We start from the raw sequence: 25,674 nt of genomic DNA, 5'->3' as shown, positions 1-25,674 counted from the left end.
TGTCAATACGTTAGTTTATTCTCCAGGGTGGATTTTTTCTATTATTTCCAGCAAAATACAAAATGATTAGGTTACCATCAGGATCTTTAAGTCTTGCTTCTCGCCATAACCATCGTTGATCTGTTGGCAGTAAGTCGAATTGCAGTCCTTCACTAGTAAGACGCTCTACTTCTTTATCTAATTTTTCAGTTTCAAAATATATATGTACACCATTATTTCCGGGCAATGCATCAACCAGGTGGATAGAAAAAGTAGCATCACCATCTACACATTCAAAACGCGCATACTGCGGTAATGATTCAACAATAAGATGTAAACCTAGTTTCTTATAAAAAGAAATAGATGTTTCAACATCAAGGGATGGGATGGTAACTTGGTTTAGATTCATTTTTATATTCTTTTTAACTTATAAAAACAGTACTATATACCTCATTTTATCCCATATACATCTTTTAAAATCTGTAAATACGAGAAATTCTGAAATTTCGTTTTCAAAATTTCTAAGGTATACCTATAGTCTTCTTCTTTTCTTCTCTTGAGAAAGTAAATTTAATTCTCTACTGGTTTGTCCAGCAACCGAAGTATTTTCCTCTGCTCTTCGAATTAGGTATGGCATTACATCACGTACAGGGCCAAAAGGCAGGTATTTTGCCACATTATACCCTTCTTCTGCCTGATTAAAACTAATATGATCACTCATACCATATAATTGTCCAAACCAAACTCTAAAGTCATCTTTGGCAATATTAAGTTCTGTCATTAATTTCATTGCCAAGTAACTACTATCTTCATTATGCGTTCCTATAAAAACAGAGATATCTTCTATGTTTTTAAGAATATATTTCATTGTAGTATCAAAGTTCTGATCTGTATGTTCTTTATCTTTACAAATAGGTGTAGGATATCCTTTTTCATTAGCACGTTCGTTTTCTTTTTCCATATACGCGCCACGTACAATCTTTATACCAATCTTAAAATCATATACCCTTGCTTCTTCATGTAGTTTTTGTAAATACTCCAGGCGATCATGTCTATAAAGTTGCAATGTATTATATACTATAGCTTTTTCTTTATTATACTTTCTCATCATTTTAGCCACCAATTCATCTGCAGCTCCCTGCATCCAGCTTTCTTCTCCATCGATTAGTAAAGCTACATCGCAATCATGGGCTTTTTTGCATACCATATCAAAACGTTCTTCGATACGCTCCCACTCTTTTTCTTCTTCTGCATTTAAAGGAGTGCCTTCGGTTTTCTTTTGCCAAATTAAAAAACGACCAAATCCTGTAGGTTTAAATACCCCAAAAGGCATTGCATCTTTTTGATCTGCAAACTCCAAAAGTTTTATCGTTTTCTCTAATACGGCATCAAATTGTGCCTCCTCTTCTTTTCCTTCTACCGAATAATCTAATACAGAACACACCTTTTTGCCATACATGTTATCTACTACCGATAAACAATCTTCTTCACTAACTCCTCCACAGAAATGATCAAAAACAGTTGCTCTTATCAACCCTTGAACTGGCAAATGTGCTTTTATGGCAAAATTTGTAACCGCAGTTCCTATTCTAACCAAGGGTTCATTAGAAATCATTTTAAACAGAAAGTACGCTCTTTCTAGCTCTGAGTCGCTTTTTAAGGTAAATGCAGTCTCAGTATTATCAAACAAATTGTTTTGGTTCATCAAAAGTTAATTTTAAAAATATGCACGTAGAAATATGATTAATTTCTATGCATACATTGCATTTATTTTAAGATATCTGCAAATATAGAACTTGCGAGTTTATTTTATTATAAATTCTGCTTAATTTCGCTCCTCATAATTTAATACTATATGAAGCCCATAGTTTCAAAAGATTCAGTCGTTTATTTTGGTCAGGAATGCTATACTGCATTAAACACTTACCTCTCAACAGCAAACCATTCAAAAATATGTATTCTGGTGGATGATAACACCCATGAACATTGTTTGTCTTTATTGATGAGTAAGATTGAAAAAGAATATGATATCGAGGTTATTGAAATAGAGAATGGTGAAATTCATAAGAATATTGAAACGTGCAGTGGTATCTGGAATGCTCTTTCTGAATTAGGTATGGATCGAAAAAGTTTAATGATCAATCTGGGTGGTGGTGTTATTACAGATCTAGGTGGTTTTATAGCTTGTACCTACAAAAGAGGAATTAGCTATATCAATATCCCAACTTCACTACTGGCAATGGTAGATGCTTCTGTAGGAGGAAAAACCGGTGTTGATCTGGGTAACTTAAAAAATATGGTAGGTGTAATTAGTGAATCCGAAATGGTTCTTGTTGATACAGAATACCTGGGAACCCTACCAGTAAATCAAATGTGTAGCGGGTTTGCAGAAATGCTAAAACACGGCCTTATTCAAGATCGAAGTTATTGGAAAAAAATAAGCGATCTTTCTCAACTTAATTTTGAAGATCTGGATCAAATGATCTATGACTCTGTGGTGATTAAAAACAAGATTGTTTCTGAAGACCCTACTGAGCAAAATGTTCGTAAGTATCTTAACTTTGGTCATACACTAGGTCATGCTATCGAATCTTTCTATCTAACTCATCCAGAAAAACCTACACTACTACATGGTGAGGCAATTGCTATAGGAATGATCATGGAAGCTTATATATCTACAGAACTACTATCCTTAGCAAGGGAAGATTTGCAATATATTGGAGCAGTAATTTTGGCTACGTTTCCAAAAATAGATATTGACGCAGGAGATTATAAAAGTATTATGGAACTTCTTATTCATGATAAAAAGAATGAAAAAGGAAATATTTATTTTGTTCTATTAAATACTATTGGTGAAGCAAAATATAACTGTGTCGTATCTGATGAGTTGATTCTTAAATCCTTTGAGTATTATGCTTCTTCATAATGTAAGAGATACAGTGTGTTTATTTCATGATTAACTAGTGCTGCGATATAGGTTTCATTATCACATTCTTTTTCTTTAAGCAGGGATATCGATTTCAATAATGGTACCTCTATCAATCATAGTATCTATATGCATGTTACCACTTAGCGCCTTAGTACGGGACAATATATTATTCAACCCTATTCCTTTTGAAATGTTTTCTGTATCAAACCCTACTCCATTATCTTCGATAATAAACTTAATTCGTTTGTCTAGTATAGTAAACTGTAAATTTACCTGATCTGCATGGGAATGTTTAATAATGTTATTCATTAATTCCTGGGTAATTCTATATAGCTCAATTTTTATCTTATCTGTTAGTTGATTAAACCTTGATGATGGATAAAAATCATTATTTATAATGAATGAGCAGGTTTTGGATAGATTACTCAAATACTCTTTTATTAATTTCTCAAATGAACTTTTTAGGATTTTTGGAGGTATTAAATCATGAGAAAGCGTACGAACCTCATTATATGTTCCATCAACATTTTTAATTACTTTTTGAAGCTCACGATTAGAGTTATTTGACAACTTAGACAAATCAAGCTTTATTGCAGCAAGATTCCCCCCGATACCATCATGTAATTCTTTTGCTATTCGTTCTCTTTCTTTTTCTTGACCATTGATATTAGCGTTTATTGTTTCTATCTCTTTTCTTGCAATAATTTTTTGTGTTTTTAATCGTTGTCGATAATACATTAATGCAAAAAATGAAACTATAAGAGCTAGGACTCCACCACCTATTATAATATTTCTGATCAGCAATTCTCTCGCTAAACGGGATTTCTGTATACTTAGCTGGTTATTTTTGATTTCTTTTTCTGCAATCTGCAGATTATTTTGCATATTTAACTGTTCGATCTCGCTATGTTTTCGAGCCGCTTTTAATTGAATTATATCACGTTCTTTTCGCTCTCTTTCTAAATCTTTTTCCAGATTTACTCGATATAACTCATTCTTTTGACTATTAAATAAAATGGTTTGATACTCCTTTTCTTTTTGCAAAAATAATATCTCTTTTTCCTTTTTATCGGTATCATACTTTATCTGTATATCTGCAATTTGCTTAATCTTATTAAGATTAAAAATACTATCTTTTACAATAGAGTATTTTTTATAGTACTCTAAGCCTTTTTCATATTTATTTAATTTTTCATAACATTTGGATAACCAAAAATAATTATTCTTGACTTCCATTTTAGATTTCATTACTATAGATGTTTTTAAGCTTTTCTTAAAAAACATCTCTGCCTTTTCGTATTTCTGAAGTTCGTAATAAATTGTACCTAACCTTGTGTATGATTCTATTTCTGGTTTTTTAAATTCTTTCAATTTATCTTCCATATTCAAAACCTGAAGCATTAAATCGAGGGCCTCTTCAATTTCACCCTGATTATACTTACATTCTGCCATAGTATTATAGTAAAGTATCAGTTCTCTAGAGTTACCCATTTTTTTCACCTTATCATGTGCTTTTTCTATATACAACATAGCTTCTTCAAATAGTTTTTGTTTCACTTTTAAAGCTCCCAAGTTCAAATAAGAAACCGCAATACCTTTCTGATCCCCCAATTCTTCGCATAACACCACCCCGTTTTGATAATTTTCTTCTGCTTTGCTAAAATTATTTAATCGGTAAAAAGCTTCTCCAATATAGTTATACAGTACAGATAGTGAACTTTTATCATTTAACGTTTCATAAAAACCTAAACTTTTATATAAATACTCAATGCTTTTTTCATAGCTCCCTTGTTCTATATGTATAGCCCCAATTTTTCTATATATACTAGCTTTCCCCTTTTTATTATTTGTTTTATTTACTACTCTTAAAGCTTTAACAAAATAATTCATAGCTTTCTCATAGCCTCCTTTACCAAGGGAATTTTCTCCTAGACCAGAGTATACAAGTATTATCCTATTATGATATCCATACTGTTCGCATGTTTTTAAAGCATCCATAAAATACTTCTCTGCTTCCTTAAATTTCTCATAGTTGCTAAGAGTTACCGCCCAATTGATATTTATTGCACTACTTGCTCTTGGATTCTTCTTTTCTACCGCTAACTGAAGAGCTCTTTGATAATGCTCACTTATCTTATCTAAATCTCCATGTTGATAAGCGATAATATCGGCAATCTTTACATGTAGATTAATCTGTAAATTTTTATCTTTTAATGATTTAGCTAATTTTAATGCTTCCAGTGCAGAGCTTTCAGCTTCCTCCATTTTCCCTCTTTCAAGATAAATACTCACAAGATTATTAATACTCCATGCAATCTTTTTTTTATCACCTATTTTTTTGCTAATTTTTAATCTCTTAAGATAATATTCCTCAGCTTTGTCGTAATTATTTGTTTTAATATATAACTCTCCCAAGTATCCATATAAATCAACTTCATCTTTTTCACTTTTAACCATAGAAAATACATCTTTTGCTTGTTCAAGATGTTTTTCAGCTTCGTCAAATTTACCCGAGACAGTATATGCATCTCCAATTAGAATATGAGCTCTTCCCATATTTAACTGATCATTATATTTTTCACTTAACAGTATGGATTTGTTTGCATACCTAATGGCTTCTTTTTGCTCGCTGTTCTGGTGACATTTGGCCAATGCTAATAATATAGAAATACGTTCTCTCTCATTAGAATTAGCTAATCTAGTAGTAAGACTATCAATAACATCAAGGTTTTGTGCCTGAACCACTGGAAACGATAAAACAAGTATAAGAAAGATTTTAACGAAGAATTTTGATTTTAAAATATTTTTCAAAACACAAGGGGTATTTTTTGGTGAGTACGCTAAAATAAATAATTCACCAGTTAAATCCTATAAAACTAATTTCGTATACACTATAGCTACTTAATTGATCAGAAGTAGTCTGTGCCTCTTCTATAACTTAATATTAAAAAGTCATATTCTTAGTATTTTATTACATTCGTAAAAGACAAAACACACTAAAATCATAACCTCTTGAGAAAAAAACTAATAAAGCTTCTTAAAATACTATTGTTAAGCATACTTGCATTGGTGATTATTACTGTTACAACTTTGTATTTTTCTTTACATGAAAAACTTCCTGAAGGGAAATCTGGACCAGAAGCTGATGAATTTGCATTAAAAATACTAGATGCCGTTAAACATGATAACTACCTGAACACTGATTATTTGCAATGGACTTTTAGAAGTAAAAATCACTATCTATGGGATAAAAAGTCAAATACGGTAACTGTAAAAACAGAGGATAACTCAGTACTTCTACATTTGGATTCTCCAGAAAAAAACCGAGTACTAAGTACAATGTATTTTAATGATCAGGAAAAGAAAAAAATGGTAGAAAAAGCATTGATGAATTTTAATAATGATTCTTTTTGGTTGATTGCTCCTCATAAACTTTTTGACAAAGGAGCTATTCGTAAATTAGTAACCTTAGAAAATAATACTAAAGGATTATTAGTTACTTATCAGTCCGGAGGAACTACTCCTGGAGACTCTTATCTCTGGAAAGTAGATACAAACTACAGGCCAACAAGTTACAAAATGTGGGTATCTATCATCCCGATTGGAGGTCTCGAAGCTTCCTGGGAAAACTGGACAACTACAAAAACAGGAGCCCACCTCTCTCAACAGCATAAATTACTTGGTTTCGGAATCCCAATAAGTAATCTTAAAACCTGGAATGACTAAGACATAAAAAAAGGGTGAAACATATAGTTTCACCCTAATATAATAGCCCAAATGTTACATTATAATTATTTTATAGACACTTTCTGGGTAACTGTCTTTTTAGAATCTGTTACCTGAATAAAGTACATTCCCGGAGAGAGAGAGCTAACATCAATTGTATGACGATCTTTTCCTCCCGGAGGGGTATCTAAACCAACAACTTTTAGCACTCTACCATTGATATCTTTAATAGATAATGTAGAAGAAGTATTTAATACGTTACTTACTTCAATAGTAAGAACTTCATCAGCTGGATTAGGATACGCTTTGATACTTAGTTCTCCCGAAATCTCATCTCTTTGTAGAGAAACTCGAGTAGCAGAACCACAAGACCCAAGATTTTTCCATCCAGTAGATGTTCTTTCATATAAACTTCCTTGATACGTCACCTTATCTCCTACAGAATATGTTGTACTGCTAGAATATGGCTGCACTCCTGCACATGGATCATTTGGATTAGTTGGGCATGGTCCCAGGTTTTTCCAACCTGTAGATGTTCTTTCATATAAACTTCCTTGATATGTTACTCGATCTCCTACAGAGTATGTTGTACCACTAGAATATGGTTGCACTCCCTCGCAAGTGATTCCTCCACCGTCATTACAGTTACCCGTAGAAGCATAACTATCTTGACTACATTGAATCGTAAAAGAATCCACAGTAGCATTAGACGAGTTTTTAGCCTCCCAGCTTGCTCCTCTAGTAGTTGAAACCTGTCTGGATTGACCAGAATTAATCGAAAACTTAGAGCTATTATTTGTAAAATACTCTAAAGTACAATCTGTATTATTATTAAACGTTACAGTTGCAGAATCACCAGTATTACACCCGGTAGTACCACATGCCTGAAGGCAGCTTGAAGAACTGATCTTGTTACGAATCACATTACCCGGTTGAGTACCAAATCCTTTAGTGAAGTTGATTCCTGCACTAGTAAGATGACAATAACTCATAATAGTACCTCCATCTGATGGGATTGCTGGTCTAGAACAACTACCTTCTACATTATAGCAACCATCAATTGCAGTATTATTACCGTTCCAAACACAAGCTTGAGTATGATTTGAACCCAGGTTATGCCCCATCTCATGCGCAATTACCATTACAGAAAATGAGTATGTAGGTACATTACTAAAAGTTTTATTAATACCAGAAACTCCATATCTATAATTTGACTGACAAACACCACCTAAATATGCCACACCGCCAGAAAAATTATAAGTAACAAAATGTCCAAGATCTGCTCCATTAAGACCATTTTGCTCTCTATAACTTGAATAATCGGATAACCCACTAAAAGGGTTTTGAGAAGTCCACGCGTTTATCTGCGATATTTTCACAGTCACATTATCATTTGAATATAATATAGCTACCTGATTAAATATAGATTGTAAATAATCAGAAGCCTGCTGACTTCCTCCTTTATCCGTTACAACATCATTTCCTATATCAAAGTATACTTTAACACACTTTTCTGCCGCTTTACTGGTAGAAGGATTGTCTGAAAGCTCTTCTTCTGTATAACCTTCATAATTCGCTTCGGTATTACAAGTAAAGTCTTGTAAATGAAGTAAATTATTATCCTCATACATAATGTGTTCTGAACTATTTTCTAATCGTCCCATAACGAGGTTCCCATTACCGCCATCAATACTGATAACCCCAGAAACTTCGCCGTCTAATAAACTAACAGCCGCAATAGAGTTTGTTTTACCTCTTACTACTCCTCTATAATGAGAAACAGTTTTTGTCGATTTAACAACTTTACCCGAGGGCATTTCTACAACTTTAAAATCATCTGTAGCGATATCTACTTTTACTAATTCTAGTACCATCGAAGATTTTTGCCCTGGGATTTCCAAATTCATAGTTTTGGGAGCATTAGACTTCATAGATACTAATTTTTTAGTGTCTAAAGAAAATAAAGTATAATCTTTAACCTCTTTTGGTAATTGAACATTTGCTTTTTGTTTAGCAGTCATTAAACTAAACAAATTAACTTCTTGAAAATCGGAACCCTGTGTTTTTTGTTGTTTTACCAACTCACCAGGTGTATGCTGCCGCTGTTGAGCGTGCATAAAATTTATTACCATGAAAAAGGTAATTGCAATTTTGAACATGTTTTTCATCGTGATTAGTTTTAATTTTGAAGAATTACTCTATTGACTTTATTGGGCTATTTATACTATCAATAGTAAAAACTTCAAAGAGTTTGTGAATAATTAAGTTACTAATTCTGCATGCCGTTTTAACAAAGTTTATGGATAGTTTTAAAAAATAGAAATCATTCAATCTTTTAGTTAAAAAACTAAAAGATTCTCATTACAAGAGTTGTTTGGATAAAAAAAAATATCAAAAAAGAGCATAGTATTGGATATATATACTTCCAAAATTTGGTCATAAAATCAAATAAATACCTAATAATTGACAATAAAAAAATTTGAGAATGCAACCCATTCAAAATTTCACAAAACTTCTTACTTGTTAAAAAAAAATTCTTACATGCACTTTAAAATGAAAGAAAAATAATACATTCAAACTATGTTTTTTCCATACACAAGATATTGTTTTTCAGTTATTTAAAATATTTTAAAAAAAATAAAAAACTATTATATCTAATAAAAATGTTGATTTAACATAACTGAAACTTATCCAATTTCACAAAACGCTGCCAAATAACTACATTTGCAATCTTGGTTTAAAATTTATGGTAGCATCAGAAGAAAATATTGAGGTTTTAGGAGCACGTGTTCACAACTTGAAAAATATAGACGTTACCATACCTCGTGAAAAGTTAGTAGTGATTACAGGTTTATCAGGGTCTGGTAAATCTTCCTTAGCATTTGATACCATATATGCAGAAGGACAACGACGTTATATAGAAACTTTTTCTGCCTATGCCAGGCAATTTTTGGGAGGATTAGAACGGCCAGATGTGGATAAAATTGACGGGCTTTCTCCCGTTATTGCAATCGAGCAAAAAACAACCAGTAAAAGCCCACGCAGTACCGTTGGAACCATTACAGAAATCTATGACTTTCTTAGGTTATTATTTTCTAGAGGAAGTGATGCCTACAGCTATAATACCGGAGAAAAAATGGTAAGTTATAGTGATGAGCAGATCAAGGATCTAATTTTAAAAGATTTTTCTGAAAAAAAAATCAGTATCCTGGCTCCTATTATTCGTTCTAGAAAAGGACATTATCGGGAGTTATTTGAGCAAATTGCAAAACAAGGCTTTGTAAAAGTACGTACCAATGGTGAGATCAAAGATATCACCAAAGGCATGAAACTTGATCGCTATAAAACTCACGATATTGAAATCGTTATAGATCGATTAATGGTTACCAAAGATCAGGAGAATTCAAAACGCCTGATGGAAACAATCAATACTGCAATGTACCATGGTAATGACGTATTGATGGTAATCGAACAAGAATCTCAAGAAGTACGTTTCTTCAGTCGAAATTTAATGTGCCCATCTAGTGGTATTTCATATCCTAACCCAGAACCCAATAATTTTTCATTTAACTCCCCAAAAGGAGCTTGTCCCAAATGTAATGGTATTGGTAATTTATATGAAGTAAACTTAAAAAAGATCATCCCAGATGATTCTATATCTATAAAAAATGGAGGATTAGCTCCGCAAGGACCTCAAAAAAACAATTGGATTTTTAAGCAATTAGAATTAATTGCGCAACGATATGATTTTAAATTAAGTGATCCTATAAAAAAGATTCCCAAAGAAGCCATGCAAATTATCCTTCATGGTGGAAAAGAAAAGTTTACTGTAAACAGTAAATCTCTTGGGGTTACCAGAGACTATAAAATTGATTTTGAAGGAATCGCTTCGTTTATCGATAATACATATAGAAATAATGACTCCACTTCATTACGAAGATGGGCCAAAGATTTTATGGATAATATTCAATGCCCGTCTTGTGAAGGGTCAAGATTGCGTAAAGAGTCCTTATATTTCAAAGTAAATACAAAGAATATAGCAAAATTATCTGCAATGGATATTAATGAACTTTCCGATTGGTTTAAATCTCTTCCAGAACATTTAAGCGAAAAACAAAATAAGATTTCGGGAGAAATATTAAAAGAAATTAATGCCAGACTTCAATTTTTGGTAGATGTAGGGCTCACCTATTTATCTTTAAACCGAAGTAGCAAATCACTCTCTGGCGGCGAAGCACAACGTATACGACTAGCTACTCAAATTGGATCGCAACTCGTAGGAGTTTTATATATTCTGGATGAACCCAGTATTGGTTTACATCAGAGAGATAATCAGAAACTAATTAACTCACTAATTCAGTTACGGGATATTGGTAATTCTGTTATCGTTGTAGAGCATGATAAAGATATGATTGAGCGTGCTGATCATGTTATCGACATAGGTCCTTTGGCAGGAAAACACGGTGGAGAAATTATTAGTGAAGGTACTCCCGAAGAATTACAAAAACACAATACACTTACAGCTGATTATTTAAGTGGCAAAAAGCAAATCGAAACCCCTTCCAAACGAAGAAAAGGGAATGGAAAAACTATTTCACTAAAAGGAGCTACCGGAAATAATTTAAAGAATGTATCTATCGATATTCCTTTAGGCAAAATGGTTGCCGTTACAGGAGTTTCGGGTAGCGGAAAATCTACACTCATTAACGAGACACTCTACCCTATCTTAAATGCGTATTATTTTAATGGTGTAAAAAAACCAATGCCATATAAAAGTATCAAAGGTCTCGAACACTCTGATAAAGTAATTGACATTAATCAATCTCCTATAGGTCGCACACCACGATCTAATCCTGCAACATATACAGGTGTTTTTTCTGAAATAAGAAGCTTATTTGCCAAAACTCCCGAGGCTATGATTCGCGGATATAAACCAGGACGTTTTAGCTTTAATGTTCAAGGAGGAAGATGTGAAACCTGTAAAGGTGGTGGATTAAGAGTGATAGAAATGAACTTCTTACCCGATGTATATGTTGAATGTGAAACTTGCCAGGGAAAACGATTTAATAGAGAAACTTTAGAGATTCGATATAAAGGAAAATCCATTTCTGATGTCTTAGAAATGACAATTAATGAATCCTGCATATTTTTTGAGCATATCCCAAAGATTTCAAGAAAATTAAAAACTATCCAAAATGTTGGCTTAGGATATATTACCCTAGGACAACAATCAACTACACTATCTGGTGGTGAAGCACAACGTATCAAACTAGCAACAGAACTATCAAAAAGAGATACCGGTAACACTTTTTATATTCTTGACGAACCTACAACGGGTCTTCATTTTGAAGATATTCGTGTTTTGATGGACGTACTAAATGAATTAGTAAATAAAGGAAATACAGTTTTAATTATTGAACACAATATGGATGTAATCAAAATGGCTGATTATATTGTTGATATCGGATATGAAGGAGGAAGAAATGGAGGGAAAATCGTAGCTAAAGGAACGCCAGAAGAAATTATAAAAGATAAAAAAAGTTATACTGCACAGTTTTTAAAGAAAGAACTGTAAGTAACAATATAAAAAAATAAATTTATGAGAAAAGAGCAACACCATAAAGGCTGGAATGAAATAAAAACAAATGATTCATGGGCAATCTTCAAGATTATGGGAGAATTTGTTAATGGGTTTGAAAAAATGAGTAAAATAGGGCCTTGTGTATCTATTTTTGGATCTGCCCGTACAAAAACAGATGATAAATACTATCAATTAGCCGTAGATGTCGCCAAAGAAATTGTAGATCAAGGCTATGGAGTTATTACTGGTGGAGGTCCCGGTATAATGGAAGCGGGAAATAAAGGAGCACATTTAGGAGGAGGAACTTCTGTTGGGCTCAATATAGATTTACCTTTTGAGCAACATGACAATCCATATATCGATAGCGATAAAAGCTTAGATTTTGACTATTTTTTTGTGCGTAAAGTGATGTTTGTAAAATATTCTCAAGGATTTGTAGTTATGCCAGGAGGGTTTGGAACTTTGGATGAATTATTCGAAGCAATAACATTAATACAAACCAAAAAAATTGGGAAATTTCCTATTATATTGGTAAGTACCGAGTTTTGGGGAGGACTCATCGATTGGGTAAAAAGCACATTGTTACAAAAATTCGGAAATATAAGCCCCGGGGATTTAGATCTAATACACATTGTAGATACCCCAGGTGAAGTATTAGGAATTTTAGATGATTTTTATGGAGAGTATAATTTAAGTCCGAATTTCTAATTCATTTTATTATCAATCAATCATTAATATAAAATCGATTTTGAAGAGTATCATAGTAAGGCATTGCTATAAGTAATAAAGTTTTGATAGATAAATCCAGATGGGTAACATTATTCCTTTTTGATTTATATCATAAAAATGTCTTTAATTAAATATAAAAATTGAATATTTTAAAAGTATATAGTTTTATAATTATCTTTTTTGTGCTAACCATAGGGTCTGCTCAACATAATATCATTATAAATGCTAATCTGGATACCAAAAAAAAGGTAGTAACGATAGAGCAGGAAGTTACATATACAAATTTATCAAAAGATACACTTACACAAATATTCTTTCATGATTGGGCCAATAGCTTCTCTGATAAGACCACTCCTCTTGGTAAAAGGTTTGCAGAAGATTTTATAAAACGTTTTTACTTTGCCAAAGATGAAGAACGAGGGGGAACTATAATCCAAAATGTTAGCAATAAAGAATCACAACCCCTACAATGGGGTCGACATGCTGGAATCCAGGATATTATATGGATAAAATCTAATAAGCCTATTTATCCGGGAGAAAATCAAACTTTTCTATTAAAATATCAAATCAAAATTCCCAGTAACAAATTTACCAGATATGGATATCACGCAAACGGGAATTTTAGTTTAAAATACTGGTATATACTTCCTGCTGTATACGATACAAAATGGAATATCTATAGTCATAAAAATTTGAATGACTTATATGCACCTATAGCAGATTACCAACTCAACTTCACTTTACCATCTGCGTATGAAATAGTTAGCGATCTAAAACAAAAAAACACTATTTTATCAGAGGACGAAACAACCAAAACTATACAATTTGAAGGCAACAAAAGAAATGAAGTAAACTTATACATAGAAAAGGTATCATCTTTCTACAGCTTCCCATCTGATGGTGTTCAGTTTATAAGTAATATAGATGATAATGATTTAATGCCAAAAATGAAATCGGTAGCGACCGATAGGATTATTGGTTTTTTACAAAAAAAATTAGGTCCATATCCTTTTGATAAAATTGTTATTTCTGAAAATGATTACAAAAACAATCCCGTATATGGACTAAATCAACTACCAGATATATTAAGACCTTTTCCCGATGGTTTTCAATTTGAAATTAAACAACTTAAGACAATTACCGAAAATTATCTAGAAAGGACTCTTATCATAAATCCTAGATACGATGCCTGGATAAAAGATGCAATACACATCTATTTAATGATGGCGTATACAGAGCAATATTATCCCGAAATGAAAATTATCGGTAAACTTAGTAAAGTGATTGGTCTACGATGGTTTCATGCTGCGGACCTGGATTTTAACGATCAATACTTTTTAGCTTATAAAAATATGGCTCGATTGTTTTTAGATCAGCCCTTATTACAGCCACAAGATGAGCTGGTAAAGTTTAATAAAAATATAGCAAATGCATATAAGGCAGGAGTAGGATTTAAGTATCTCGAAGATTATCTCGGTGATGATAATATTGTGGATTTAAGTATTAAAAAATTTTATACTCAAAATGTATTAAAATATACAAATTCTGAAAAATACAAAAAGGTACTTATCGATATAGCTCCCAAGGACATAGAATGGTTTTTTGAGGATTATGTACAAACCAACGAAAAGCTAGATTTTAAAATAAAGTCTGTAAAAAAAGGAAAAGATTCGATTGAGGTTACAATCAAAAATAAAGGCAATAACACAATGCCAGTTTCACTTTATGGGTTTAGAAAAAAAGATATGGTTTCTAAAACCTGGGTTACAGGTATCACAGGCACCAAAAAAGTAAAAATTGCCAATGAAAATATTAGTAAACTGGTAATAGATTATGATCAGAACATCCCAGAAGTAAATAGACGTAATAATTATAGAAACCTAAAATGGATATTTAACAAACCTATACAATTTAGGTTTTTACAGGATATAGAAGATCCAAGGTATACTCAAGTATTTTTTATTCCCGAAGTAGAGTTTAATGTATACGATGGTTTTTTGTTAGCTTCAAAATTTTATAATAAGACTTTCATAAAAAGAAATTTTCAGTACAACCTATCCCCTGCTTATGGTTTCAAATCCAATAAACTATTAGGATCAGCATCTATCTCCTATAGACAACAACTGTCTGATTATGGATTATATAAAGTACAATATGGAGTAAATGGTAGTATGTTTAGTTATGCTCCCGATTTATTATTTAAACGATTTTCATCATCTATAAGTTTTTATTTTAGGCCCGAAGATCTTAGATCCAATAAAAAACAAAGACTTCTTCTTAGAAATATTAATGTTTTTAGAGATCGAGACAAAGAAAACCCTGTTACTACCCCTGATTATAGTGTATTTAATGTAAGATATCGATATTCTGATTTTAATCTCATTAATTTTCTAGGATATACTGTTGATTATCAAATATCTAAAAACTTCAGTAAGCTATCTGCGACTGTAAATTACAGGAAGTTGTTTCTTAATAATCGCCAATTAAATTTGCGTCTATTTGCAGGATCTTTTCTTTTTAATGATACAGAAAAAGATGGTGATTTCTTTAGTTTTGCTCTAGACAGACCTACAGATTATTTGTTTGATTATAGTTACCTGGGACGTAGTGAAGATACTGGTTTGGTAAGCCAGCAAATTATTTTGGCAGAAGGCGGGTTTAAATCTCAACTCGAATATCCTTTTGCTAATCAATGGATCACTACCTTTAATGCCAATACCAATATATGGAACTGGATTTATGCATATGGAGATGTAGGATTGGTGAAAAATAAAAATATCTCTCCAAAATTTGTCTATGACGCAGGAGTTCGACTCAGTTTAGTAGCCGATTACTTCGAAGTCTTTTTCCCTGTAGTATCTAACAAAGGATGGGAAATATCACAACCAAATTACGAACAGCAAATTCGGTTTATCATAACATTAAGTCCAGAAACGTTAATAGGTCTTTTTACCAGAGAATGGTATTAATTTCTTTGTGAAAAAATATACTGAAAAATAAATGTGAAAATTTTGAACATTTGTTAACCAATCCTTAAAATACTGTTCAAAAACTATAATTCATCAATAAAAACACAGTTTTAATGAATTATACTCAAAAAAATTAAGAGTTTCTGCCTTGCAAATGGCTAGGATTTTAGCTAAATTTGCAAAACATTAAAACACCGTTCACATGCAGCCTGAAACCATTACTTCATCTAATATTTCATTCGAAGAATATAGAGATCAAATACTTAAAGACTACAAAATAGCATTAATTAGTAGAGAATGTAGTTTGCTGGGAAGACGAGAAGTATTGACAGGTAAATCTAAGTTTGGAATTTTTGGAGGAGGAAAAGAGTTACCGCAACTTGCGATGGCCAGAGTTTTTCGTGACGGTGATTTTAGATCAGGATACTACAGAGATCAAACATTTATGATGGCTATTGATCAATATACTGTAGAGCAGTTCTTTGCTGGCTTATACGCTCATACAGATATCAATAAAGAACCTTTTGCTGCAGGAAGACAAATGGGAGGACATTTTGCAACTCACAGTCTTAATGAAGATGGCACATGGAAAAACCTGATGCAGCAAAAAAACTCAAGTGCAGATATCTCTCCTACTGCTGGTCAAATGCCTAGGTTATTAGGCCTAGCTCAAGCATCAAAGGTATATCGTAACGAAAAAAGTGTTTCTAATCATTCTAACTTCTCTAATCAAGGAAATGAAGTAGCTTGGGGAACTATTGGTAATGCAAGTACCAGTGAAGGCTTATTTTGGGAAACTATTAATGCAGGAGGTGTTCTACAAGTGCCAATGGTTATTAGTGTCTGGGATGATGAATACGGTATCTCTGTTCATGCAAAGCATCAAACTACCAAAGAAGATATTTCTCTTATTCTGGAAGGTTTTAGACGTGATGAACATCATGAAGGCTATGAAATATTAAAAGTTAATGGTTGGGATTATCCTGCTCTCATGGATACCTATGAAAAAGCTGAAAAATTAGCACGTGAAAAACATATTCCTGTTATTATTCATGTTAAAGAATTAACACAACCACAAGGACACTCTACTTCTGGTTCTCACGAAAGATACAAAAGCGAAGAACGATTAAATTGGGAACGCGAATATGATTGTAATAAAAAGTTTAAAGAATGGATCATTGAACATAATATTGCAACAGCAGAAGAGCTTCTGGATTTTGAAAAAACTGCAAAAAAGAAGGTAAGAAAAGGAAAGGCTGAAGCTTGGAACGCATATTTGTCTGAAATCAAATCAGAACAAAAAGAAGCATTAGAAGTTCTAAAATCTGTAGAAAATAAAAGTGCAAATAAAAATTTCATTTCTCCTCTGGTTAATGTATTAGCTTCTAAAGAAGAACCTATACGTAGAGATATTCTTGAGGCTACAAGAAAAACATTACAATATATCACTAAAGAAGATTTTGCAGAGAAATCTACACTTCAGGAATGGATAAATAATTATATTTCTCTTATTCAACCAAAATACAGTAGTCATTTATATAATGAAAGTGATTCTAATGCTATACATGTTAAAGAAGTAAAAGCTCAATACGACACCAATACAGAACAAGTTGACGGTAGAGTTATTATAAGAGATAACTTTGAAAAATTATTTAGCAGAATTCCTGAAGCACTTATTTTTGGAGAAGATAGCGGTAAAATTGGTGATGTAAATCAAGGCCTTGAGGGACTTCAGGAAAAATTTGGAGAAACAAGGGTATCCGATGCTGGGATTAGAGAAGCTACGATAATAGGACAAGGAATTGGGATGGCCATGCGAGGATTAAGGCCCATTGCAGAAATTCAATATTTAGATTATATTTTATATTGCATACAAGGATTAAGCGATGACCTTGCTACGTTGCGATATAGAACTTTTGCAAAACAAAAAGCGCCTTTAATTATAAGAACACGAGGACATAGACTAGAAGGAATATGGCATTCTGGTTCTCAAATGGGTGGTATTGTTCACCTACTAAGAGGTATCCATATTCTTGTACCTCGAAATATGACCAAAGCCGCAGGTTTTTATAATACATTAATGGATAGTGATGAACCTGCTTTAGTTGTAGAATGTCTTAATGGATATCGTCTAAAAGAAAAAATGCCTACTAATTTATCCGAAATCAGAACACCAATTGGTATTGTCGAAACAGTTAAAGAAGGAACAGATATTACCTTGGTATCCTATGGCTCTACATTGCGATTGGTTGAACAAGCTGCAAAAGAATTACTATCGGTAGGAATTAATGCCGAAGTAATTGATGTACAATCCTTACTTCCTTTTGATCTAAATCATGATATTGTAAAAAGTGTTGCTAAAACCAACCGATTATTGATCATTGACGAAGATGTACCAGGTGGTGGTACTGGATATATTTTACACAAATTGATTGATGAGCAAAATGTGTATCAATACTTGGATAGTAAACCACAGACCTTAAGTGCTCAACCACACAGGCCGGCTTTTGGAACGGATGGAGATTATTTTAGCAAACCTTCTATAGAAGATATTTTCGAAAATGTATATGCCATTATAAATGAAACAGATCCAGTTAATTTTCCTAAATTGAGATAATTAACTACTGAAAGTCTTCAATTTTTAATCGTTTTCCATCTTTATAGGATATTACAAATATTCTCTTATCAAACCCTGAGGCTATTAGTGTTTTTCTAAAATCCTGAGCTTCGGCTAAGGTTTCAAAAATACCTAAACTCATTTTATAGAATGAAGTATCACTATAAATAAGTGTATTTGTAAATTTCTCAGAAATAGCAGGAGTGTTTTTTGCATTAAACGCTTTTAACTGCACCGAATACACAGTATCTTTTTTAATCAAACTTCTATACAAATATAGATTTTTGATTTCTTTAAGGTTAATCTTTTCTTTTTTTAATGCTTTTAATTCTTTCTTAGCAGAGGCCAATTCTTGTTTTACTACAGAAAGTTCATTAATTCCTGCTTCATCATTTTTTGATGGTGGTTTGCTAAAATAAAAAGCATTAGCAACAAGAAAAATAGTTAATAGAAATAGAACTAGTGAGAATGATCCAAATAGTCTATTAGATTTCTTACTTTTTTTTAGCCTATCCGACTCTTCATCCAGAAGGTCTTCGAGCTTTTTCTGTTTAATTTCGGCTTTTTCTATCTGGTAATGTAGAGATAGAAGATCCTCATCTTTCATAACTTTCATTGTGGGGGGTAGCTTCAAAAGTTTAGTTAGTTATTCTAAAGATATATTTTTAAACAATGCTTAAGGGAGTTTCTGTTCGGTTATTTTATATACTATTCCATTATTAATTTCCAAAATTAAAACAGGTTTATCTGTAATTACTTTCTGGAAAGCCTTCAATGGAAAACCGGAAGAAATTTGATTAATATTTTCAATCTTCACCCTCGCCTTATCGTCAAGTTCTAATATTTTAGACCTAGAACTCTGGTTATGAATATAATAATTATTATATAAAAAATACAATGTATCTCCATTTTTATCTAAATCATATTCAGCTTCCCCTAATTCTTTAGCTTTTTTAACTGCTTTTCTACCCTGATAATACTCTATAATATCTGCTTCTATAAAAACAACATCGTTGCTTTTATAAACTCTATTTATGTAACAATATTTCCTTTCAAATTTTAGTTTAGATTTTCCATCCGCAACATCTTCTTCTCCTTTTTTTATACTTCCAATATTACCAGAAAGAGAAGTTGTAGTATCTACCTTATTTGATAATTCTTCATTTTGATATTTAGAAATATCTGTTTTAAGTTTATCCACTTCCTTTTGTAAAGAATCATTTTCAAATATAAGTCGCTGTACATCTACATCCCCTTCTAAAGACTCAATTTTAGTACTATTTTCTTTTTCGCCAAGGATCACATAAAGACTTCCCGCAGTTAGCAACAACATCAAAATAAGAATAAAAATAAAGTAAAAATTACGTCTTCTTTTACTTCTCTTCAAGTCTTCAGAAATAGAGATAAGACGATCCTCCAGCCGTTGCTGTTTGATATCAGTTTTTTCCATCTGATAGTGCATCGATATAAGCTCTTCTTCTTTTTTATCCATTGTATACTAAGGTAATTCTAATTTTAAAAAAGATCGGTAATTATAAAATTATGGCATCCATTTAATGTTCTTAAAATCTGGCTTTCGCTTTTCAAGAAATGCATCTCTTCCTTCTTTGGCTTCCTCTGTCATATACGCTAGTCGTGTTGCCTCTCCTGCAAATACCTGTTGTCCTACCATACCATCATCTGTAAGATTCATTGCGAATTTTAACATTTTGATAGATGTTGGTGATTTTTCAAGGATTTCTTTTGCCCATTCATACGCTGTATCTTCTAGATCATCATGAGGAATCACAGCATTTACCATTCCCATTTCATAAGCATCTTGCGCAGAGTAATTTCTTCCTAAAAAGAAAATTTCACGTGCTTTTTTTTGCCCAACCATCTTTGCTAAATAAGCAGAACCATATCCTCCGTCAAAACTTGTTACGTCTGCATCGGTTTGTTTAAAAATAGCATGTTCTTTACTTGCAAGAGTAAGATCACAAACAACATGAAGACTATGCCCTCCTCCTACAGCCCATCCAGGCACTACTGCAATAATGACTTTTGGCATAAACCTAATAAGCCTTTGAACTTCTAAAATATTTAATCTGTGTCTACCATCATCTCCAACATACCCTTGATGACCTCTAGCCTTTTGATCTCCTCCACTACAAAAACTATACACTCCGTCTTTTGTCGAAGGGCCTTCTGCAGAAAGCAGAACCACCCCTATAGATGTATCTTCTTGCGCATCATAAAAAGCATCATAAAGTTCACTTGTTGTATTTGGCCTAAAAGCATTACGTACATTTGGTCTGTTAAATGCTATTCGTGCAACACCTCCCGATTTTTTATAGGTGATGTCTTCGTATTCTTTTACAGTTTTCCAATCTATTGAACTCATTAATATATTTTTTTGTATCCTCAAAAATACTACAATATACTATATCTCACTGCATCAATTATGGGGTAAATCCCCTAATTTTTGATTTTATTTTAAATAAAAAACAGATTTTAGTATAGTTTTTGAAGGTTTTATCTGAATTGATAATATATTTACCATTATGAAAGTTTTTTTAGCAATACTTATCGGAGGCATCAGCTTTTTATCATATGGACAAGAAGATGTACCACATACAATATCTATAGAATGGGAACAATTAAGTGCCCCATTAGTAATGAATAAAAAAGAGCTTAAAACTAAAAAGTATCAATTACAGGAAGTAGATTTGACCGTAGACTTAAGACAGCAAGCATTTAAGAAAAGCTATACAATGTACATTGACTCTCCGAAGTATAAAGATATTTCGTCAAAATATAATGTTGCAATCCCTCAACCAAAAACATCTGGTTTTAGATTATCAGGTAATGGCTACAACACTAATACAAATATTGGGGGTATAAAAAATACAGCTTATAAGGATGCTAGTCTATATAGTGGTGCTTTCTGCCCCATTACCGGTTTAGCCTATTAAGCCTATTTATACAAAAAAAACATCTTAGATTAAATTTACTATATATAAATTATTTACCAACAGGGATTCTTTCATCAATGAATTGAAGTGGCATATCTCCTGATAAATCAAACATATCTAAAATATCTTTAATAGTCTCTTCTTCCTCAAGCTGCTCTTCTACAAACCACATTAAGAAGTTTTCTGAACCAAAATCATTTACTTTCCTACATTTTGCAACAATTTTATAGATAGACTGTGTGATGGATATCTCATGATTTAATGCAGTTTCAAAAATTTCTCTAAGAGAAGAAAATTCATGAGTTATATTAGAAACATCAGGAGAGTAGGCTGATCCACCTGTATCATTAATAAACTTAAAAATTTTCATCATATGCTCTCTTTCTTCCGCTGCCTGCTTATAAAAAAAGGAAGCACTATTTACAAGCGTTTTTTGATCACACCATGAGGCCATTGCTAAATACAATGACGAAGCTCTTTGTTCTTTCTCAATTTGCTTATTAAGCATATCCATTACTTCAAGATTAATGCTTATTTCTTGTCGTGTAAGATTTTCCATTTTTCAAATATTTTTAATAAAAGTATAGAAAATCTAGATGTAAAACTTAATTGATACCCTATTTATAGTAAGTCTAAATCTAATAATAAAATATCATGATACTAGCATAGCATTTAATTCTATCATTGCAAATGTTCCTTTCATAAAATCTACAAAATCCAACACCATTAATGTGTCTAATAAAATCAAATGTTCTTTATCACATAAAGACAATACTACTGTATCATTATGGTTAAGTAAATCATCTATATACTCAAATGAGGACATTTTTTTTGCCTTATACCTTAAACTAAGTAATTGACAGAAAGAAGTTTTAACCATTTTATGGCCAAAGTCAATATAATAACATCGCTCTGCTGATGATTGATATGAGGAGTAGTATGTTGAAGAAAAAATTAATTCCATATTTAAAGGCCGCTAAAATACTTTTTATTTAGATTTAATCCAAATAAAACAAACAAAAAGTAACTTCTTCTTTGATTATCGGTACTGATTTTATTTTGGCCTACTCTACCAAGCGTATTCCCTCTTTCTCGATAATAATTTTTCTTTCTTTATACAGTGATCCAATAGCTTTTTTAAAACTTTTCTTACTCAATTGAAAAACCTCTTTAATATCTTCGGGATCTGATTTATCATTAAGATCAATAAAACCACCGCTAGATTTTAACTCTTTTAAAACCTGCTCTGCATTTGGCTCTATCCCTCTAAATCCGTGTCGTTGCAATGTAAGATCTATCTTACCATCAGGGCGAACTTTTTTCACAAACCCTTTAAGTTGATCTCCTGGTGTTATCTTTTGAAAAATTTCATCACCATATACTAATCCTAAATGCTTTTGATTTACAATCATATTCCAACCTTGTGGTGAAGGATGAGAAGCGATAAGATCAACTTCATCATATGAAGACAGTAAAACTAAAGAATTATCTAAAAAAGCATTGGTTTTACTTGATGCAACTAGTCGATTGGTTTCTTCATCTAGGTACACATAAACAAGATACCAACTACCTACTCTCATTTTTGAAGATTGTTCTCTAAAAGGAACAAAAAGATCTTTTTCTAATCCCCAATCCAGAAAAGCGCCAATTTCTGACACATTTGTACATTTTAAATAAGCAAAAGATTTTACAGTTGTAAAAGGCTCTAAGGTAGTAGCAACAACACGCTCTGAGCTATCTAAATACACAAAAACCTTTAAAATATCTCTTATTTGAAATTGTTCTGGCACATACTTATTGGGCAATAAAACCTCATCCCCTTCTTCGTCACAAAGATAGACACCTTGATCTCTTTCTCTAACAACCTCTAACATATTATATTCCCCAAGCTTAAGCATATCTCTATTTTTGCGCAAATATAATTCTTTAATCCTCCTGTTTATCTAAATTCTACAAAAAAAGGTGTTCATTGCAATGAACACCTTTTTTTGCTGTAGAAAATCGTATACTATTTGTAAACAGATTCTTTTCCAAAATGTTTTGTTAAAAGATAATAAACCACCGCTCTATACTTATTACGGTTTGATTTACCATAAGCCTCAACTACAGAAGCAATACCTTCATCTAGTTTTGGTCCATCAGAAAGACCAAGTTTCTTGATCAAAAAGTTTTTCTTTACGGTATCTAATTCACTTTGATCCGAACCAGATACTGTAGCTGCATCTGCATTGTAAATTGAAGGACCACATCCAATTGTAACTTTGGTTAAAAGATCCATGTCTGGAGTCTGACCAATTTTATCTTTGATATCTGCGGCGTATTTTGTGATTAATTCATCTCTTTTACTCATAGGATAATTGTGTTTTTAGGTTTTTAGTTCACTTTTTTTTCCAGATCAAATATAGAGGAATTATTCATTAATAATTCATCTGCAAAGTATATTAAAACAAGGATATTAGACAAAATACCTAAAATAATCGACTAAAGTACTATCGTTTTCTTTTCGGGGAGTAAAAACTTCAAGCAATTGGGGCGTATTATTATTTTTGTATATCTTTTTAGATTCATGAACTAATTCTTCAAGTGTATGTGCAGTATGATATTCTAGACCAAACATTTTGCATAAATGCATTGCTGTAAGATGATGTGTTGTCTCAAAATATTTTTCAAAATTAACACTCTCCTCTTTTCCTGGTAAGATTCTAAATATCCCACCACCTTCATTATTAATAACAATAATTTTAAAATCTGAAGGGATATAATCATTCCATAACCCATTACTATCATAGAAGAAACTTAGATCTCCCGTTATCAAGGTTGTAGGTACTCCCGAAGCCAGAGCCGCACCAATAGCGGTAGATGTGCTTCCATCGATACCACTTGTTCCTCTATTACAAAACACCTGAAAAGTTGGATTTAACGTAAATAATTGTGCATAACGAACAGTAGAGCTATTACTTAATTGTATCATTTGCCCATCTGCAATACCATTAAAAATAGCTTCAAATGCTTTAAGATCACTAAAAGAAATTTTATCAAGATATGCTGCATGCCGTACTCTGCGATGGTCTCTTATAGAAATCCAAAAAGGTTTATAGGTACTATCGACGCTCTTCATGTTTTGAAAAAAACGCGAGAAGAATACATTGGGCTGCAATTTTATATGTTCTGTGAGACAGAAATAGGTATCATATGCTTTTTTTGAATCAATATGCCAATGTGATTTTGGCTGATATTGTCGCAAAAATGCTTTAATCCGTTTAGAAACAACCATACCACCAATGGTTAAAAGAATATCAGGCTGCAATGTTTTAAATTCATCTTCTTTTAAAGTAGAAATTAATTGATCGATACAATTAATGTGTGATGCATGATGAATATTAGATGTCGTTTCTGTTAATACCAAAACCGAAGGATCATCGGCAAAATACTCTATCCACTTTTGCTCAACTGTTCCTGGTGAATTAACACCTATTAATACCATTTTACGTTTTGCCTGACTCCACTCTTCATGCATTTCTGATTGTAAATCTTCAGAAAACTGATGATGTGGCTTTTCTACAGGAATATTTCTGGGAATAATAGTAGGTTGATCCAGTTTATCATATAAAGGTTCGTAAAAAGGTACATTAATATGTACTGGTCCTTTTTGCTCTATTGCTTTATTTAATGCCAGATTGATTTCTCTTTCATTATGCTTTTGAGCTTCATGTTGTTTTTGGCGTACTTTGGGATCATCAATTTTTGTTTCGGCAACAACTTCAGAATATAAATTAGCCGAATACAAAATATGGTTCTCAAATACATTTTTTTGACGAATCGTTTGCCCGTCCCCAATATCAATTCTTTCAATAGGGCGATCTGCACTTAAAACTACTAAGGGTATATCACTATAAAATGCTTCTGAAATTGCAGGGTAATAGTTTAATAATGCACTACCCGAAGAACAAACCAAAGCAACTGGTTTTTGGATCTGTTGTGTAATACCTAATGCAAAAAAAGCAGCACATCGTTCATCTACGATACTATAACACTGCATACCTGGATGTTCACTAAAACCAATTGTTAGCGGTGCGTTACGAGATCCTGGTGAAATAACAATATGAGTGATTCCTTTTGCTTCGCATAAGGTAACAATAGATTGTGCTAAAGGAATTTTTGAATATAAGCGTTTCTTCATTCGAATCGCT

Annotated in this window: 19 protein-coding genes; 7 read left to right on the top strand and 12 right to left on the bottom strand. The window is 32.3% G+C overall.

Features of this window, described 5'->3' with window-relative positions; all coding sequences use genetic code 11:
* Positions 1-10 precede the first annotated feature (10 nt).
* Positions 11-388 carry a VOC family protein gene (locus Z054_RS0106550; RefSeq protein ID WP_024769280.1) on the bottom strand — a complete coding sequence of 126 codons (378 nt, stop codon included), beginning with the start codon at positions 386-388 and terminating at the stop codon, positions 11-13.
* Between the two features lie 123 nt (positions 389-511).
* Positions 512-1,684, bottom strand: coding sequence for a proline dehydrogenase family protein (locus tag Z054_RS0106545; protein WP_024769279.1), 1,173 nt, complete (start codon positions 1,682-1,684; stop codon positions 512-514).
* Positions 1,685-1,834: 150 nt separating this feature from the next.
* Here Z054_RS0106545 and aroB point away from each other — a divergent pair, with 150 nt between their 5' ends.
* Positions 1,835-2,905, top strand: coding sequence for a 3-dehydroquinate synthase (gene aroB / locus Z054_RS0106540; protein WP_024769278.1), 1,071 nt, complete (start codon positions 1,835-1,837; stop codon positions 2,903-2,905).
* A gap of 75 nt (positions 2,906-2,980) precedes the next feature.
* On the opposite strand, the gene Z054_RS29940 is transcribed toward aroB, so the two are convergent.
* Complete coding sequence (locus Z054_RS29940; RefSeq protein WP_024769277.1) at positions 2,981-5,719, bottom strand: ATP-binding protein; 2,739 nt, start codon at positions 5,717-5,719, stop codon at positions 2,981-2,983.
* 201 nt (positions 5,720-5,920) lie between these two features.
* Here Z054_RS29940 and Z054_RS0106530 point away from each other — a divergent pair, with 201 nt between their 5' ends.
* On the top strand, positions 5,921-6,634 hold the full coding sequence (locus Z054_RS0106530; RefSeq protein ID WP_024769276.1) for a hypothetical protein: 714 nt from the start codon (positions 5,921-5,923) through the stop codon (positions 6,632-6,634).
* A 65-nt stretch (positions 6,635-6,699) separates the two neighbouring features.
* Here the strand turns inward: Z054_RS0106530 and Z054_RS0106525 are convergent, their stop codons facing one another.
* The gene (locus Z054_RS0106525) at positions 6,700-8,802 is read right to left on the bottom strand and encodes a M12 family metallo-peptidase (protein WP_024769275.1); all 2,103 of its coding nucleotides are present in this window, start codon (positions 8,800-8,802) and stop codon (positions 6,700-6,702) included.
* 578 nt (positions 8,803-9,380) lie between these two features.
* On the opposite strand from Z054_RS0106525, the gene uvrA reads away from it, so the two are divergent.
* The 4 genes from uvrA (at position 9,381) to Z054_RS0106505 (ending at position 18,530) form a co-directional block, all read left to right on the top strand.
* Entirely contained in the window at positions 9,381-12,209 is a 2,829-nt protein-coding gene (gene uvrA / locus Z054_RS0106520; protein WP_024769274.1) for an excinuclease ABC subunit UvrA, read from the top strand.
* 24 nt (positions 12,210-12,233) lie between these two features.
* On the top strand, positions 12,234-12,923 hold the full coding sequence (locus Z054_RS0106515) for an LOG family protein (RefSeq protein WP_024769273.1): 690 nt from the start codon (positions 12,234-12,236) through the stop codon (positions 12,921-12,923).
* Between the two features lie 161 nt (positions 12,924-13,084).
* Positions 13,085-15,913 (top strand): gluzincin family metallopeptidase, encoded by a 2,829-nt coding sequence (locus Z054_RS0106510; protein ID WP_024769272.1) that lies wholly within the window; start codon positions 13,085-13,087, stop codon positions 15,911-15,913.
* A 202-nt stretch (positions 15,914-16,115) separates the two neighbouring features.
* Positions 16,116-18,530, top strand: a complete 2,415-nt coding sequence (locus tag Z054_RS0106505) for an alpha-ketoacid dehydrogenase subunit alpha/beta (protein ID WP_024769271.1) — start codon at positions 16,116-16,118, stop codon at positions 18,528-18,530.
* Between the two features lie 4 nt (positions 18,531-18,534).
* Here the strand turns inward: Z054_RS0106505 and Z054_RS0106500 are convergent, their stop codons facing one another.
* The 3 genes from Z054_RS0106500 to Z054_RS0106490 are packed head-to-tail and all read right to left on the bottom strand — an operon-like array spanning position 18,535 to position 20,913.
* Positions 18,535-19,146: a hypothetical protein gene (locus Z054_RS0106500; RefSeq protein ID WP_024769270.1), complete on the bottom strand. Its 612-nt coding sequence runs from the start codon at positions 19,144-19,146 to the stop codon at positions 18,535-18,537.
* A gap of 60 nt (positions 19,147-19,206) precedes the next feature.
* Positions 19,207-20,022, bottom strand: a complete 816-nt coding sequence (locus Z054_RS0106495) for a hypothetical protein (RefSeq protein ID WP_024769269.1) — start codon at positions 20,020-20,022, stop codon at positions 19,207-19,209.
* 48 nt (positions 20,023-20,070) lie between these two features.
* Positions 20,071-20,913, bottom strand: coding sequence for a 1,4-dihydroxy-2-naphthoyl-CoA synthase (locus tag Z054_RS0106490; protein ID WP_024769268.1), 843 nt, complete (start codon positions 20,911-20,913; stop codon positions 20,071-20,073).
* Between the two features lie 160 nt (positions 20,914-21,073).
* Here Z054_RS0106490 and Z054_RS0106485 point away from each other — a divergent pair, with 160 nt between their 5' ends.
* Positions 21,074-21,484 carry a hypothetical protein gene (locus Z054_RS0106485; protein ID WP_024769267.1) on the top strand — a complete coding sequence of 137 codons (411 nt, stop codon included), beginning with the start codon at positions 21,074-21,076 and terminating at the stop codon, positions 21,482-21,484.
* Positions 21,485-21,533: 49 nt separating this feature from the next.
* On the opposite strand, the gene Z054_RS0106480 is transcribed toward Z054_RS0106485, so the two are convergent.
* The 5 genes from Z054_RS0106480 to menD all read right to left on the bottom strand — a co-directional run bounded on the left by Z054_RS0106480 (position 21,534) and on the right by menD (position 25,664).
* Complete coding sequence (locus Z054_RS0106480) at positions 21,534-22,043, bottom strand: ferritin (protein ID WP_024769266.1); 510 nt, start codon at positions 22,041-22,043, stop codon at positions 21,534-21,536.
* 93 nt (positions 22,044-22,136) lie between these two features.
* Complete coding sequence (locus Z054_RS0106475; protein ID WP_024769265.1) at positions 22,137-22,448, bottom strand: hypothetical protein; 312 nt, start codon at positions 22,446-22,448, stop codon at positions 22,137-22,139.
* Positions 22,449-22,548: 100 nt separating this feature from the next.
* Complete coding sequence (locus Z054_RS0106470; RefSeq protein ID WP_024769264.1) at positions 22,549-23,382, bottom strand: CvfB family protein; 834 nt, start codon at positions 23,380-23,382, stop codon at positions 22,549-22,551.
* A 110-nt stretch (positions 23,383-23,492) separates the two neighbouring features.
* Positions 23,493-23,834 (bottom strand): DUF2853 family protein, encoded by a 342-nt coding sequence (locus tag Z054_RS0106465; RefSeq protein WP_024769263.1) that lies wholly within the window; start codon positions 23,832-23,834, stop codon positions 23,493-23,495.
* 105 nt (positions 23,835-23,939) lie between these two features.
* Positions 23,940-25,664, bottom strand: a complete 1,725-nt coding sequence (gene menD, locus Z054_RS0106460) for a 2-succinyl-5-enolpyruvyl-6-hydroxy-3-cyclohexene-1-carboxylic-acid synthase (protein WP_024769262.1) — start codon at positions 25,662-25,664, stop codon at positions 23,940-23,942.
* Between the last annotated feature and the right edge of the window lie 10 nt (positions 25,665-25,674).

The organism is Aquimarina macrocephali JAMB N27 (assembly GCF_000520995.1).
GTDB lineage: Bacteria > Bacteroidota > Bacteroidia > Flavobacteriales > Flavobacteriaceae > Aquimarina > Aquimarina macrocephali.
The sequence above is the reverse complement of the archived record's forward strand: the minus strand, read 5'-3'. Positions and strand labels throughout refer to the sequence as shown.